Genomic DNA, 13,756 nt, shown 5'->3' with positions numbered 1-13,756 from the left:
GGACCTGCTTTACTCACTGTTACAGGTCGATCCCGACCCGTGACCGGAGGCCACAACAATGCACAAGAACGCCCTCTCTGCGGGTGTCGCCGCCGCGGCGGTGGCACTCTCCCTCGCCCCTGCCCTGGCCGCCGACGACGATACCCTCGAGCGTCTCGGCGCCTTCCAGACGACCGGCACCACCGACTTCATCACCGTCGAGCAGAATGGCCCGGCCGCCGAGGCGATCCGCCAGACGCTGCAGCGCATTCGCCTGCCGGAAGGCTTCTCCATCGAGCTCTACGCCCTGGTGCCCGATGCCCGCCACATGGCGGTCGGCCCCCAGGGGGTGGTCACCTTCGTCGGCACCCGCAAGAAGGAGGTGTGGGCGGTGACGGATCGCAGCAAGAACCGGGTCGCCGACGAGGTGAAGAACTTCGCCCCGTCGCTGGCCAAGGCGATCCCCAACGGGCCCTGCTTCTCGCAGGACGGCGTGCTCTACATTGCCGAGCAGAATCGCGTGCTGGCCTACCCGGCGGCGGAATTCTTCTACGAGAGCCCCGACGTGGTGGCCGTGCCGGTCATCGCCGGTGGCGAACTCATCCCCGAGGAGTTCGTCAGCTACAACCACACGGCGCGCGTCTGCGACGTCGGTCCGGACGGCAAGCTCTATATCTCCCTGGGCCAGCCTTACAACGTGCCGCCCGAAGAGCACATGGAAACGTTCAACGAGGTCGGCATCGGCGGCATCATCCGTGTCGGGCAGGACGGCAGCGGTCGCGAGGTCTACAGCTACGGCATCCGCAACTCGGTGGGCCAGGACTTCCACCCCGAGACCGGCGAGCTGTGGTTCACCGACAACCAGGTGGACGGCATGGGCGACGACATTCCGCCGGGAGAGATCAATCGCCAGACCGCTGCCGGCCAGAACTTCGGCTTCCCCTGGTATGGCGGCGGCGACGTGCGCACCAACGAGTACAAGAACGATGAGGTGCCGGAAGACGTCGTCTTCCCGGTGGTGGAGACCGACGCCCATGCGGCCGACCTGGGGATGATGTTCTACACCGGCAGGATGTTCCCCGAGGAGTATCGGGGCGGCATCTTCTCCGCCCAGCATGGCTCCTGGAACCGCACCGAGCCCATCGGTGCCCGCGTCATGTTCACCCCGGTCGATGCCGAGGGCAATGTGACCGGTGACACCGTGCCCTTCGCCGAGGGCTGGCTCGACGAGAATGGCGAGTATCTGGGACGCCCGGTGGACGTCGCCCAACTGCGCGACGGCTCGCTGCTGGTCTCCGACGACCTGGCGGGGGCGCTCTACCGTATCTCCTACCGGGAGCCCGCCCAGCCCGACGAGGAGTGAGATCGACGCATGGCCCGGCAGGAAGTGCGCTTGCCAGCGCGGGGATTGTCAGGCGGGGGCCGGGCGAGGGGGGGGCCTTCTCGTCGCGGCCCCCCCGGCGGCGAAGTAGGCATCGCCCTCGCGGCCGGGTACCATGCCGGCATCTTTCCGCTACCAACCGCGAGGGCCCGTCCGGCATTCTCATGCACCCGATCCTCACCGATATTCGTCTGGTCACCTTCGACCTCGACGGCACCCTGGTCGATTCGGTACCCGACCTCGCCGTGGCCGTGGATGCCGCCCTCGACGCGCTCGGTCTGCCACCGGCCGGCGAGGCGCGGGTGCGCGACTGGGTGGGCAACGGCTCGCTCAAGTTGATGGAAAGGGCGCTGGCCCATGCTGCGGGCGGCCTACCCGGCGAGGCGCTGCTGGCCCGCGCCCACGCGGACTTTCTCGAACACTACGGCCGCGACCCCGGCTCGCGCACGCGGCTCTATCCTGGCGTGCGCGAAGCGCTGGATGGCCTGCGCGGGGGCGGCTGGGTCCTGACGCTGGTGACCAACAAGCCGTTCGCGTTCATCCGGCCGATCCTGGCGCAGTTCGGGCTCGAGGACCACTTCGCGCTGTGCCTGGGCGGCGACAGCCTGCCGCAGAAGAAGCCCGATCCGGCTCCGTTGCTGCATGTGGCCGCTCAATTCGGCCTGTCGCCGTCGGCCTGCCTGATGGTCGGCGACTCCCGCCACGATGTCGCCGCCGGTCGGGCCGCCGGCTTCCGTACCCTGGCCGTACCCTACGGCTACAACCACGGCGAACCGGTGCGCGACAGTCGCCCGGATGCGCTGGTTGATTCACTGGCGGAACTCGTTTAGGGTGATTTTCGATCCTTATCAATGACCTCGGAATCCTTCCGTTTGCCTATTCCTGCGGGAACGCTCGATGGACAGCATGATGCTGCATGACGACTCCTCTGCCCGTGGCGGCCTGCGTCCGGCTGTCATCCCGACGGTGCCATTTTCCGCCCAGCCCGCCGGCTGGCGATGGTGACGCTCGCCGACGCATCGCCCTGATTCACCTGCCGTCACCGTCCGATCATCGAGGACCCGTCATGATGACTCCCGAACGTTTCCGTGCGCTGGCCGACGCCGGCTACAACCGTGTTCCGGTCACCCGCGAGGTGTTGGCCGATCTCGATACGCCGCTGTCGACCTACCTGAAGCTGGCCGACGAACCCTGGACCTTCCTGCTCGAATCGGTACAGGGCGGTGAGAAGTGGGGACGCTACTCGATCATCGGGCTGCCGTGCCAGGAGCGCATCGAAGTGCGCGGCTTCACTGTCAGCCGCTTTCGCCAAGGTGAATGCCTCGAGCGCGTGGAGGTGGAAGATCCTCTGACCTGGATCGAGCAGTTCCAGGCGCGTTTCCGCGTGCCCGACCTCGACGACCAGCCGCGCTTCGACGGCGGCCTGGTGGGCTACTTCGGCTACGACACCATCCGCTACATCGAACCGCGCCTGCGGGGCGTCGAGAAACCCGACCCGCTCGGCGTACCGGACATTCTGCTGATGGTCTGCGACGAGCTGGTGGTCTTCGACAACCTCTCGGGGCGGCTGACGCTGTGGACCCATGCCGATCCGGCCATCCCGGACGCCTTTGCCACGGCGGTGGCGCGCCTCGAGAGCCTGGAGCGGCGCCTGCGCAGCGCCGGCGTGCAGGCCGCCAGTCCCGGTACCGGGCGCAGCGCGGTGGAGGAGGGGCACTTCACCTCGGGCTTCACCGAGGCCGGTTTCAAGGCGGCGGTAGAGAAGATCAAGGCGTACGTGCTGGCCGGCGACGTCATGCAGTGCGTGCCTTCGCAGCGCATGTCGATCCCCTACCAGGCCTCGCCGCTCGACCTCTACCGCGCGCTGCGCAGCCTCAACCCCTCGCCCTACATGTTCTTCTTCAACCTGGACGATCATCATGTGGTGGGCTCCTCTCCCGAGATCCTCACGCGGCTGGAGGAGGGCGAGGTCACCGTGCGCCCGATCGCCGGCACCCGGGTGCGCGGCAAGACCGAGGAGGAGGACCGCGCGCTCGAGGCCGAGCTGCTGGCCGACCCCAAGGAGATCGCCGAGCACCTCATGCTGATCGACCTGGGGCGCAACGACGTGGGGCGCATCAGCGAGACGGGGTCGGTGCAGGTGACCGACCAGATGGCCGTCGAACGCTACTCCCACGTCATGCACATCGTCTCCAACGTCACCGGTAGGCTGAAGCCGGGGCTGTCCGCCATGGACGTGCTGCGCGCCACTTTCCCGGCGGGCACGCTTTCCGGTGCCCCCAAGATCCGCGCGCTGGAGATCATCGACGAGCTGGAGCCGGTCAAGCGCGGTATCTATTCCGGTGCGGTGGGGTATCTCTCCTGGCACGGCAACATGGACACCGCGATCGCCATCCGCACCGCGGTGATCAAGGACGGCGAGCTGCACGTGCAGGCGGGAGCCGGCGTGGTCGCCGACTCCGTGCCCGAACTCGAGTGGCAGGAGACCCTCAACAAGGGGCGCGCCATTTTCCGCGCCGTGGCGATGGCGGAGAAGGGGCTGGACAACCTCTAGACGACTCCGGCCGCTGGCGCCTCCATGGCGCGGGCGGCCGTGCTCTCAACGTAGCGGGCTCGGTCATCGAAGCAGGCGAGCGCTCACTCGCTAACGTTGGCGCCTTCCGCTGCCTGTTCCGTTTCCTTCTCGCCCTCTGCGCACGCTTCGCTCTCCTTGCTCTCTTCCTGCATCAGGGCGTGGCGGATCAGGTTGGCATTGTGGCGCATCATGGCCACGTAGTTCGAGGCGTCGCCGTCGGGCTCGCTGAGTGAATCGACGAACAGCGGGCCGGCCGTGGGTACGCCCGTGTTGGCGGAAATCGCCTGAATATCGCGGTCCGACAGGGTGCTTTCCCAGAACAGGGCAGCCGGCTGGATCTCCTCGATCAGGTCGATGAGGCGCTTGGCCTGCGGTGGCGAGCCTTCGGTCTCGGCATTGCTGCCCCAGGCGCCGTCATGGCGAAAACCATAGGCGTCGGCGAAGTAGACGAACGCCGTCTCGGTGGTGATCAGGATCCGCCGCTCCTCGGGAATCGACGCCAGCCGCTCGCTCACCTCATCGTGCAGCGCGGCGAGCTTCTCCTTGGCGGCGCTGGCCCTGGCCTGGAAACTATCGGCGGCCGGAGGGTGCAACTCGGCCAACTGGTCGGCAATGACCTGCAGGTAGGCCGCGACCGCGCGCGGGTCCATCCACAGGTGGGGGTCGGGTTCGCCGGTGTACTCTCCCGTCACGACCGGCTGGGTCGGATATTCCGACGCCTCGGCGACTGCCACCAGCGGCGCACGGTTGCCCACCGTGGCGTGGACCTGGCGCATCCATTGCTCGAGCTGGTAGCCGTTGTAGAAGATGAGGTCGGCATCCTCCAGGGCGATGAAGCTGTCTGGCGTCAGCTCCCATTCATGCACTTCGGCCCCTGCCGGCGCCAGGACCACCAGTTCGATATCATTGCCGCCGACCTGACTGACCAGGTCGCCAAGGAGCGAGAAGCTGGCGACCACCTTGGGATTGGCTGCTGCCGCTGAAGCGCCACCGAGCATGGCGGCAATGAAGGGAGCCAGCCAAGTACAGGCTCGGCGGGTAAAGCGCATCGTGAATCTCCTTTTTACGCAGCGCACGTGCCCCGATGATAGAGACTGGGCAATAGGCTTGCCAGCGGTGCCGTCGATCCCTGCCATACTCGCGCTGCGCATCGGCCGGCGTTGCGCCAAGCCGCCATCTTGCGTTGACAGCCCCGCCGCGACGACGGCACTATTGCGTCATGAACGCAAACGCCCATATGCCAACGTCGATCCAGTGGTGGCGCTCCTGAGCGAGGGGCGGCACGCTGACGACTGAAGAGAATGCCGCCGTCGGGGCGGCTTTTTTGTGTCCGAAGCAGACCCTGCACGGCTGGCCGAGCAATACGCAACACCAAAAAAAGATTCGCTTTAACAGGACTTTACGCAATGTCCGTGCTGATGATCGACAATTACGACAGCTTCACCTTCAACGTCGTGCAGTATCTGGGCGAACTGGGGGCCGAGGTGGTCACCCATCGCAACGATGCCATCTCGCTGGAGCGGATCGAGGCGCTGGCGCCGAGCCATCTGGTGATCTCGCCCGGCCCCTGCACGCCCAACGAGGCCGGCATTTCGCTTGCCGCCATCGCGCATTTCGCCGGGCGGCTGCCGATCCTCGGCATCTGCCTCGGGCACCAGGCGATCGGCCAGGTCTATGGCGGCAGGGTGGTGCGCGCTCCCCAGGTGATGCACGGCAAGACCTCGCGGATTCGCCACCATGGCCAGGGAGTGTTCGACGGCCTCGAGGACCCGCTCGAGGTGACCCGCTATCATTCACTGGTGGTCGAGGCCGACACGCTGCCCGATTGCCTGGAGGTCACGGCCTGGACCGACGACGATGACGTGACGCCTGGCTTGATCATGGGGCTGCGTCATCGCGAGCTGGACATCGAAGGCGTGCAGTTCCACCCGGAATCGATCCTGACCCGTCAGGGGCACGAGCTGCTGGCCAATTTCCTGAAGCGTCGCTGACCCGCCCGAAAGAGGAGTGCCTGCCCATGCAGATGCGAGACGCCATCGCCGCGGTGATGCGCCACGAGAACCTGAGTTTCGACGCCACCCATTCGGTGATGCACCAGATCATGACCGGGGAGGCCACCGACGCCCAGATCGGCGGGCTATTGGTGGGCCTGGCGATGAAGGGGGAGAGCGCCGAGGAGATCGGCGCCGCGGCGCAGGTCATGCGTGAACTGATGAAGCGGGTGCATGTGGTGGCCGAGAACGTGGTGGACATCGTCGGAACCGGTGGTGACGGCGCCAACCTGTTCAATGTCTCGACCGCCTCGAGCTTCGTGGCCGCGGCGGCCGGCGCCCATGTGGCCAAGCACGGCAACCGCAGCGTCTCGTCCTCCTCCGGCAGCGCCGACCTGTTCGACATGGCCGGTATCCACCTGGACCTCAGGCCGGAGCAGGTGGCACGCTGCATCGAGCAGGTGGGCGTCGGCTTCATGTTCGCCCCCAACCACCATCCCGCCATGCGCTTCGCCATCGGCCCGCGCCGCGAGATGGGCGTCCGCACCCTGTTCAATATCCTCGGCCCGTTGACCAATCCCGCCGCCGCGCCGAACCAGGTGCTGGGGGTCTACGCCGCGGAGCTGGTACCGCTGATGGCCGAGGTGTTGAAGAACCTCGGCAGTCGCCACGTCATGGTGGTGCACGCCGAGGATGGGCTGGACGAGATCTCCCTGGCCGCGCCGACCCAGGTTGCCGAACTCAAGGATGGCGAGATCCACCGCTACACCATCGCGCCCGAGGACTTCGGCATCGAGCGTCAGGAGCTGGCGCCGCTGAAGGTGGTCAGCGCCGAAGATAGCCTGCGGCTGGTGCGCGAGGCATTGGTAGGCGACGGGCCCGCGGCGGACATCGTCTCCCTCAACGCCGGAGCGGCGCTCTACTGCGCCGGCATTGCCGATACGCTGAAGGAAGGAGTCATGATGGCCCAGGACGCGCAAGCCTCCAAGCTGCCGCTGGAGAAGATGAAGGAACTGGCCGACTTCACTCGCGTACTGGTTTCCTGACGCCCATTCGCGGCCGTTGCCGCCCGTATCGAGAGCCGAGATCATGAGCCCCACCCAGGACGCCCCGACCATTCTGACCCGCATCCTCGCGCGCAAGGACGAGGAAGTGGCCGAGCGCCGCCGCGCCGTGTCCGAGAGCGAGTTGTTGCAACGTGCCGAGCGGCAGAGTGCACCGCGCGGCTTCATTGCCGCACTTGACCAGCGCATCGCCGAGGGAGACCCGGCGGTGATCGCCGAGATCAAGAAGGCATCCCCCTCCCGGGGTGTGATCCGTGAAGACTTTCGCCCCGCCGAGATCGCCGCGAGCTACGCCGCCGGCGGTGCCGCCTGCCTCTCGGTGCTGACCGATGCCGACTTCTTCCAGGGCCACGAGGACTTCCTCGTCGCGGCCCGCGAGGCGTGCGAGCTGCCTGTCATTCGCAAGGATTTCATCGTGCACGGCTACCAGGTCAGCGAAGCCCGTGCCATCGGCGCCGACTGTATCCTGTTGATCGTCGCTGCTCTGGACGATGCGCGCATGGCCGATCTCCACCAGCAGGCGACGGCGCTGGGCATGGACGTGCTGGTCGAGGTGCACGATGCCCTGGAGCTCGAGCGTGCGCTGAAGCTGGGAATCGGCCTGGTGGGCATCAACAACCGCAACCTGCACACTTTCGAGACCCGCCTGGAGACCACGCTGGAGCTGCTGTCGCGCATTCCGGCGGGGGTCACGGTGGTGACGGAGTCCGGCATTCACACCCGCAGCGACGTGCTGCGCATGCGCGAGCACGACGTGCACGGCTTCCTCGTCGGCGAGGCCTTCATGCGCGAGCAGGAGCCGGGCGAGGCGTTGCGGCGACTGTTCTACTGAGCGATCCCCGGCCGGACGTCAGCACCGCCGACAGCCCCGGGCTGCCGGCGGTGTCTCCGCTTCTCGCGATACCCGTCGGGCTAGCCGCGCTCGTAATGGGCGAGGAAGTGGGCCAGCGCCTCGATCTCGGCGTCATCGACATTGCGCAGAATGTCGACCATGGTGGTATCCGGCCCGCCGCGCGTGCGTTCCCGGTAGGCGCGCATGGCCTGCACGAGATAGTCCTCGCGCTGATGCGCGAGGCGCGGCATCTGTTCGTGGCCCGAGAAGTCAGTGCGGTGACAGCTGGCGCAGCGGTGCTGGCGGGCGAGCTCGCGGCCTCGTTCCATCATCGCCTCGTCCGGCTCGCCCTCGGGCGGTTCCAGGGCCTGCTCGGCATAGTGCGCGGCAAGCGCCTGTATCTCCTCGTCCGATAGCCCTTGGGCCTGGGGCGTCATGACCTCGTTACGCCTCAGGCGCTCACGGAAGTAGATCAGTTGGTTGGTGAGGGCGAGCGCGGGCTGCCCGGCCAGGGAGGGAACGCCTGACTCGACGGCGCTGCCATCCTCGCCATGGCAGCCTGCGCATACTTGCAGCTGCTCCTCCAGAGACAGCCCCGCCGCCGGCCCTTCCTGCGAACGCACCTCCGTGGCCAGCAGGCCGCCCCCGACCAGTGACAGCGCGAGCGCGCGCCGTCCGGGCGTCGCGCACGCAAGGCATCGCACGGCCTCATTCCACATAGTCGGGGGTCTCGTAGCTGATCCGATAGATCGCGCCGTTTTGCTCGTCGGAGACCAGCAGGGCGCCGTCCGGCATCTGCAGCACGTCCACCGGCCGGCCGAAGAAAGCGTTCTCGCTTGGGTCGAGCAGGCCCACCATGAAAGGCGACAGGTCGGCGCGCCTCCCATCCTCGGAGAGTTTCGCCACCAGTAGGTCATAGCCCACGCTCAGGGTGCGGTTCCAGGAGCCGCGACGAGCGATGAAGATCGCGTTGCGATACTCCTCGGGGAACATCTCTCCGGTGTAGAAGCGCATGCCCAGCGGGGCGCTGTGCGGATCGGTGACCGCGGCAGGCAGCGTCTTGTCATTGCAGGCATCGGCGCTGCCAAGCTCAGGGTCGATGATGCCGACGCTGTGACACACGGGAAAGCCGAAGTGCTCGCCCGGCTCGCCGAGACGGTTGAGCTCGTCGCCGGGACCGTGCTCGCCGATCCAGTCCTGGTTGTTGTCGGTGAACCACAGCTCATCGGTGTCGGGATGAAAATCGAAGCCTACTGTGTTGCGCACGCCGCGCGCCTCGATGCGCATGTCGCTGCCGTCCGGCTCGAAGCTGTGAATGGTGGCATGGGTATCGGGGTCGACTTCGCAGCCGTTGCAGGGCGCCCCGACGGGAACGTAGAGCCGCCCGTCCGGGCCGAAGGCGAGGAACTTCCAGCCGTGGTGCTCATCGTCGGGCAGGCCGAAGGCGTCGGTCAACTCCTCGGGCTCGGGGATGTCGTCGCCGTCGGCCAGGTGCGATTCGATATCGTCGTAGCGGAAGATGCGGTTGATGGCCGCCACGTAGAGGCTGCCATCCTTGAAGGCGACGCCGTTGGGCTGGGTCAGGCCCTCGGCGACGATGACGTGTTCGCGCTCGTCGCCGTTGTCCTGCACCGCATAGACTCGCCCGATGCCGCGGGTACCGACGAACAACGTACCTTCGTCGCCAAGTGCCATCATGCGTGCCCCCGGCATGCCGTGCGCCCACAGCTCGGCGCTGAAGCCATCCGGCAGGCGCAGACGGTCGAGAGGGATGTCCTCCTCCGGGGTGACCGTCAGCGGGGTGGCGTGCGGTGAGAGAGGCGAATTGCCGAGCTCGGCGGCACGGCCCTGGGCCCAGGCGGGCTCGTGCTCGTCACCCAGCGCAGCGAGCGAGGCGGCGGCGAGAAGGCCCGTGGCGGAAACGCTCAGGATGCGGCGTGGCAGGGGAGAGGGAGACATCATTGGCTCCTTGTTCTTGTTCAGGTTTTCGTTTCCTCGCCGGCGTGTTCTCAAGTCAAGCGAGGCCTGCCACATCAGCCTAGGAGCTCGCCTCGGGGCGGGTCGATGAATTCTCTCTATCGGTGCACGATCGTGCGCGAATACGGCCAGCTGCCTGCAGTCGAGTGCATACCGGCGCAGCTCAACCAGGCCTTCCTCAACCTGCTGGTCGATGCGGCCCAGGCGATCGAGGAGCACGGCACCATCACTCTGCGCACCGTGTGCGAGGACGACCAGGTCTGGCTCGCCTTTGCCGATGACGGCGTCGGCATCCCAGCCGAGCTGCGGTCGCGGATCTTCGACCCCTTCTTTAACCACCAAGCCGGTGGGCCAGGGGACCGGCTTCGGCCTGTCGCTCTCCTATGGCATCGTGCAGAAGCATGGAGGCCGCATCGAGGTCGACAGTCGGCCCAGCGAGGGCACGACCTTCACCCTGTGATTGTCAGTCCGGCGTGCCGCGGACGAAAGCGCGCCAGCGGCCACGGTCACCGACTGAGTGCCAAGCCGCATGGCCTGGCTGTCATCACCAGCTCAGCGGGCGCAGTTGGGCCAGCAGCCCCTGCAGCGGGTGCGGCAGGTCCCGGTCGGAAAGGCGCTTGGCCTGGCTGCGGCAGGAGTAGCCGGTGGCCAGCAGCCGGCCCCGGTTGGCCTCGTCCTCGACCACCGGCTGCCATGACTGGGCATAGATGGTTTTCGAAGTCTCGAGATTGCGTGCCTCGTGGCCGTAGGTGCCGGACATGCCGCAGCAGCCGGTGGCGACGAGCTCGAGCTCGAAGCCGAAGGCGGCAAAGATCTGCTGCCACGCCTTGGGGCTGCCCGGAGCATTGGTCGCCTCGGTGCAGTGGGAGAGTAGCCGGAAGCCCGGATCGTCGAGGCTTTCCAGCTTCCGGGCCAGGGCGGGCGGCACCAGGCGCTTGCCCTGGGCCACCAGCCACTCCTGCAGCATCAGCACCTCGGGCACGCTGTCGGGGCCCAGCGTCTTCACGTACTCCTGGCGGTAGGTGAGGGTCATGGCCGGATCGATGCCCACCAGCGGCACGCCGAACTCGGCCAGGGCGCGCAGCCGCCGCGCTTGCTTTTCCGCAGTGCGGGCAAAGGCGCCGAGGAAGCCCTGCACGTGCAGCGGCTTGCCGTTGGCCGAGTAGGGGGCGACGAACACTTTCACGTCCAACCGCGAGAGCAACTCGACGATGTCCCTTACCCGTTCTGCCTCGAAGTGGCTGGTGAAGGCATCCTGCACGATGACCACGCTCCGGGCCTTCTGCGCCTCGCTGAGCAGGCCCAGCGAAACCGGCGTGGCCTCGGCCACGCCCCAGGCGTGTAGCTGCCTGGCCAGTCGCGCCCGAGAGAGAAGCGGACTGTCGACCAGGCCGACGTGCTGCGACAGCAGCCGGTTCACCAGACGATTGCCCAGCGCGGCGTTGTACAGCGGGGCGACGCGGGCGAGATAGGGGACGAAGAACTCCGTGCCGCCGATCAGGTAGTCCCTTACGGGGCGCAGATAGCGGCCATGGTAGATCTCGAGGAACTGCGAGCGCGAGTCAGGTACGTTGACCTTCACCGGGCACTGGCCGGCGCAGGATTTGCAGGCCAGGCAGCCCGCCATGGCGTCGTAGACCTGGTGGGAGAAGTCGGGCTCGTCGCGACGGCGCCAGGTATTGCGCACCCGCGCCGGCAGGCGCTTGAGAAAGCCCCAGGCACCCTCATGGCGCTGCCGTCGTGCTTCTTCCACCGGATCGACTCCGGCGTTGCCCTGCAGGCGTAGCCATTCGCGGACGAGGCTGGCGCGGCCCTTGGGCGAGTGAATGCGGTCGCGGGTCGCCTTCCACGACGGGCACATGGCGTCGTTGGGGTCGTAGTTGTAGCAGGCGCCGTTGCCGTTGCAGTACACCGTCGCGGCGTGGGCCTGCCACGCGCGCTCGTCGATCTGGCGGTCGAACTGGCCACGGGTGGGCACGCCGTCGATGGTCAGCAGGCCCGGGTCGACCCACTTGACGGCTTCTTCCTGCGAGCCGGTCTCAGCGGCTTCGGGCGGATTCTCCACGGTTTCGGGTGGGGTGGAAAGTGAAAGCGGCGTGGCGATCTTGCCCGGGTTCAGCTGATTGTGCGGGTCGAAGGCGGCCTTGATCCGCTGCAGGCTGGGGTAGAGCTCGCCGAAGAACTTCGGTGCATACTCGGAACGCACGCCCTTGCCGTGCTCGCCCCACAGCAGCCCGCCGTACTTGTGGGTCAGCTCGGCGACTTCGTCGGAGACCTCGCGGATCAGCCGCTCCTGCTCGGGGTCCTTCATGTCGATGGCGGGGCGCACGTGGAGCACGCCGGCGTCGACGTGGCCGAACATGCCGTAGGCGAGGCCGCGGGCGTCCAGCGCGGCGCGGAATTCACGGATGAAGTCGGCGAGGTGTTCGGGCGGCACCGCGGTGTCCTCGACGAAGGGGATCGGGCGCTTCTCGCCCTTGGCATCGACCCGGGCATTGCCCAGCAGCCCCACGGCGCGCTTGCGCATGCCGTAAACCTGCTGGATCTGGGGGCGGCCCTCGGCCAGGGTGTAGCCCAGGCGCGCGACGCTGTCGTCGGCTTCCAGGTGACGGCAGAAGGCGGCGACGCGCTCGGCGAGCCGCTCGGGGTCGTCGTCGTTGAACTCGACGAGGTTGATGCCGCGAATGGCCACCGCCTGACGCTCGGCCGTGGCGGTATCGCCCTCGGAGCCGTCCGAGGCTGCCTCGCTGGGGAAGAATTCCGCCACGCTATCCCAGACGAAATCTTCCATGGCCAGCAGCAGCACCCTGTCGTCCACCGTCTCGATGGAGGTGGGCCTGGCGGCGGACGCCATCAGCGCCTTGGCGTCGCGCAGGGCGTCCATGAAGCCGGCATAGCGGACGTTGACCAGGGTAGAGTGGCGGGGAATCGGCAGCACGTTGAGCACGGCCTCGTTGAGCAGTCCGAGCGAGCCCTCGGAGCCGCACAGCAGGCTGTTGATATCGAGGCGGCCCTCCGCGTCCCTGAGGTGCGCCAGGTCGTAGCCGGTCAGGCAGCGGTTGAGCGGTGGAAACTTGGCCGCGATCAGTTCGCGCTGGGTGTCGGTGATCTCGCGGGCGGTGCGGTAGGCGTCGCCGATCACGCCGTGGCGATGACACAGCGTCTCCAGTTCGGCATCGTCCAGCGGGCGGCTGACCAGGCGCTCGCCGCCGAGCAGCACGGTGTCGAGTTCGAGCACGTGATCGCGGGTCTTGCCGTACTCGCAGCTGCCCTGACCGCTGGCATCGGTGGAGATCATGCCGCCGATGGTGGCGCGGTTGGAGGTGGACAGGTCGGGGGCGAAGAACAGTCCGTGGGGCTTCAGCGCCGCATTGAGCTGATCCTTGACCACGCCGGCCTGTACGCGCACCCGGCGGCGTTCGACGTCGATCTCGAGAATCGCGTTCATGTGACGGGAAACGTCCACCACCAGGCCGTCGGTGAGCGACTGGCCGTTGGTGCCGGTGCCGCCGCCGCGGGGCGTGAGCACCACCCGACGATGCGCAGGTTCGGCGGCGAGCCGCGCGATGCGCTCGAGATCCTCGGCGTGGCGCGGGAACAGCGCCGCCTGGGGCAAGCGCTGATAGATCGAGTTGTCGGTGGCCAGCACTGTGCGGCTGGCGTAGTCCGGGGCGATCTCGCCCTCGAAGCCGGCGGCCGCGAGTGCCTCGATGAAGCGCAGGTAATGGGCGCCGAGCGCGGCGGTGGCGCTCGATTCGGTGGTGTCCAGTCGTGCGATCATGGTATCGATTCGGTCATGTGACGCTGCCCGATGCGTCGGACGGCAGGGGAATGGCGCTACTTTACCGCGAGAGAGAGGCTGTGCGCATCCCGTCGGACGTTGCAGCGTGGCACCCAGGAAGCCTTTTGCCTACAATGTTTCGCCGTTTATCCTCTATTTCCGTTTCGCTTTCACTC

11 protein-coding genes and 1 pseudogene are annotated in these 13,756 nt (G+C 67.2%); 8 read left to right on the top strand and 4 right to left on the bottom strand.

Annotation, left to right across the window (positions count from 1 at the left end; translation table 11 throughout):
- The first annotated feature begins 58 nt into the window (after window positions 1-58).
- The 3 genes from HNO51_RS14285 to trpE all read left to right on the top strand — a co-directional run bounded on the left by HNO51_RS14285 (window position 59) and on the right by trpE (window position 3,914).
- The gene (locus HNO51_RS14285; protein ID WP_197447965.1) at window positions 59-1,342 is read left to right on the top strand and encodes a PQQ-dependent sugar dehydrogenase; all 1,284 of its coding nucleotides are present in this window, start codon (window positions 59-61) and stop codon (window positions 1,340-1,342) included.
- 182 nt (window positions 1,343-1,524) lie between these two features.
- Entirely contained in the window at window positions 1,525-2,190 is a 666-nt protein-coding gene (locus tag HNO51_RS14280) for a phosphoglycolate phosphatase (protein ID WP_197447964.1), read from the top strand.
- A 239-nt stretch (window positions 2,191-2,429) separates the two neighbouring features.
- Window positions 2,430-3,914 (top strand): anthranilate synthase component I, encoded by a 1,485-nt coding sequence (gene trpE / locus HNO51_RS14275; protein WP_209539242.1) that lies wholly within the window; start codon window positions 2,430-2,432, stop codon window positions 3,912-3,914.
- Between the two features lie 83 nt (window positions 3,915-3,997).
- On the opposite strand, the gene HNO51_RS14270 is transcribed toward trpE, so the two are convergent.
- The gene (locus tag HNO51_RS14270; protein ID WP_197447963.1) at window positions 3,998-4,984 is read right to left on the bottom strand and encodes a metal ABC transporter solute-binding protein, Zn/Mn family; all 987 of its coding nucleotides are present in this window, start codon (window positions 4,982-4,984) and stop codon (window positions 3,998-4,000) included.
- A gap of 357 nt (window positions 4,985-5,341) precedes the next feature.
- Between HNO51_RS14270 and HNO51_RS14265 the strand changes: the two genes are divergently transcribed.
- From HNO51_RS14265 to trpC, 3 genes are read left to right on the top strand one after another with little or no spacing between them, the layout of a single operon-like run.
- The gene (locus tag HNO51_RS14265; protein ID WP_209537697.1) at window positions 5,342-5,926 is read left to right on the top strand and encodes an anthranilate synthase component II; all 585 of its coding nucleotides are present in this window, start codon (window positions 5,342-5,344) and stop codon (window positions 5,924-5,926) included.
- A 26-nt stretch (window positions 5,927-5,952) separates the two neighbouring features.
- A complete protein-coding gene (gene trpD / locus HNO51_RS14260) occupies window positions 5,953-6,972 on the top strand; it encodes an anthranilate phosphoribosyltransferase (RefSeq protein WP_197447961.1) in 1,020 nt (339 codons plus the stop codon).
- Between the two features lie 43 nt (window positions 6,973-7,015).
- Entirely contained in the window at window positions 7,016-7,822 is an 807-nt protein-coding gene (trpC, locus tag HNO51_RS14255) for an indole-3-glycerol phosphate synthase TrpC (RefSeq protein ID WP_197447960.1), read from the top strand.
- Between the two features lie 80 nt (window positions 7,823-7,902).
- On the opposite strand, the gene HNO51_RS14250 is transcribed toward trpC, so the two are convergent.
- The gene (locus tag HNO51_RS14250) at window positions 7,903-8,526 is read right to left on the bottom strand and encodes a c-type cytochrome (protein ID WP_209537696.1); all 624 of its coding nucleotides are present in this window, start codon (window positions 8,524-8,526) and stop codon (window positions 7,903-7,905) included.
- A 4-nt stretch (window positions 8,527-8,530) separates the two neighbouring features.
- Window positions 8,531-9,781 carry a PQQ-dependent sugar dehydrogenase gene (locus tag HNO51_RS14245; RefSeq protein ID WP_197447958.1) on the bottom strand — a complete coding sequence of 417 codons (1,251 nt, stop codon included), beginning with the start codon at window positions 9,779-9,781 and terminating at the stop codon, window positions 8,531-8,533.
- A gap of 105 nt (window positions 9,782-9,886) precedes the next feature.
- Between HNO51_RS14245 and HNO51_RS21285 the strand changes: the two are divergent.
- Both HNO51_RS21285 and HNO51_RS21280 read left to right on the top strand, forming a co-directional pair.
- Window positions 9,887-10,138: pseudogene (locus tag HNO51_RS21285) on the top strand (ATP-binding protein); the annotation flags it as partial.
- A complete protein-coding gene (locus tag HNO51_RS21280; protein WP_368408052.1) occupies window positions 10,077-10,259 on the top strand; it encodes an ATP-binding protein in 183 nt (60 codons plus the stop codon). The pseudogene HNO51_RS21285 and the gene HNO51_RS21280, both read left to right, overlap by 62 nt.
- 84 nt (window positions 10,260-10,343) lie before the next feature.
- Here HNO51_RS21280 and ydiJ read toward each other — a convergent pair whose 3' ends face one another.
- Window positions 10,344-13,580, bottom strand: a complete 3,237-nt coding sequence (gene ydiJ, locus HNO51_RS14230) for a D-2-hydroxyglutarate dehydrogenase YdiJ (protein ID WP_209537695.1) — start codon at window positions 13,578-13,580, stop codon at window positions 10,344-10,346.
- Between the last annotated feature and the right edge of the window lie 176 nt (window positions 13,581-13,756).

The organism is Billgrantia sulfidoxydans (genome assembly GCF_017868775.1).
Classification (GTDB): Bacteria; Pseudomonadota; Gammaproteobacteria; order Pseudomonadales; family Halomonadaceae; genus Halomonas; species Halomonas sulfidoxydans.
This window is presented reverse-complemented; position numbering and strand designations above follow the sequence as displayed.

Excerpts from the sequence above, each read along its gene's own strand:
- HNO51_RS14285 (WP_197447965.1), top strand. The coding sequence starts at position 59 with ATGCACAAGAACGCCCTCTCTGCGGGTGTCGCCGCCGCGGCGGTGGCA.
- HNO51_RS14280 (WP_197447964.1), top strand. The coding sequence starts at position 1,525 with ATGCACCCGATCCTCACCGATATTCGTCTGGTCACCTTCGACCTCGAC.
- trpE (WP_209539242.1), top strand. The coding sequence starts at position 2,430 with ATGACTCCCGAACGTTTCCGTGCGCTGGCCGACGCCGGCTACAACCGT.
- HNO51_RS14270 (WP_197447963.1), bottom strand. The coding sequence starts at position 4,984 with ATGCGCTTTACCCGCCGAGCCTGTACTTGGCTGGCTCCCTTCATTGCC.
- HNO51_RS14265 (WP_209537697.1), top strand. The coding sequence starts at position 5,342 with ATGTCCGTGCTGATGATCGACAATTACGACAGCTTCACCTTCAACGTC.
- trpD (WP_197447961.1), top strand. The coding sequence starts at position 5,953 with ATGCAGATGCGAGACGCCATCGCCGCGGTGATGCGCCACGAGAACCTG.
- trpC (WP_197447960.1), top strand. The coding sequence starts at position 7,016 with ATGAGCCCCACCCAGGACGCCCCGACCATTCTGACCCGCATCCTCGCG.
- HNO51_RS14245 (WP_197447958.1), bottom strand. The coding sequence starts at position 9,781 with ATGTCTCCCTCTCCCCTGCCACGCCGCATCCTGAGCGTTTCCGCCACG.
- HNO51_RS21280 (WP_368408052.1), top strand. The coding sequence starts at position 10,077 with ATGACGGCGTCGGCATCCCAGCCGAGCTGCGGTCGCGGATCTTCGACC.
- ydiJ (WP_209537695.1), bottom strand. The coding sequence starts at position 13,580 with ATGATCGCACGACTGGACACCACCGAATCGAGCGCCACCGCCGCGCTC.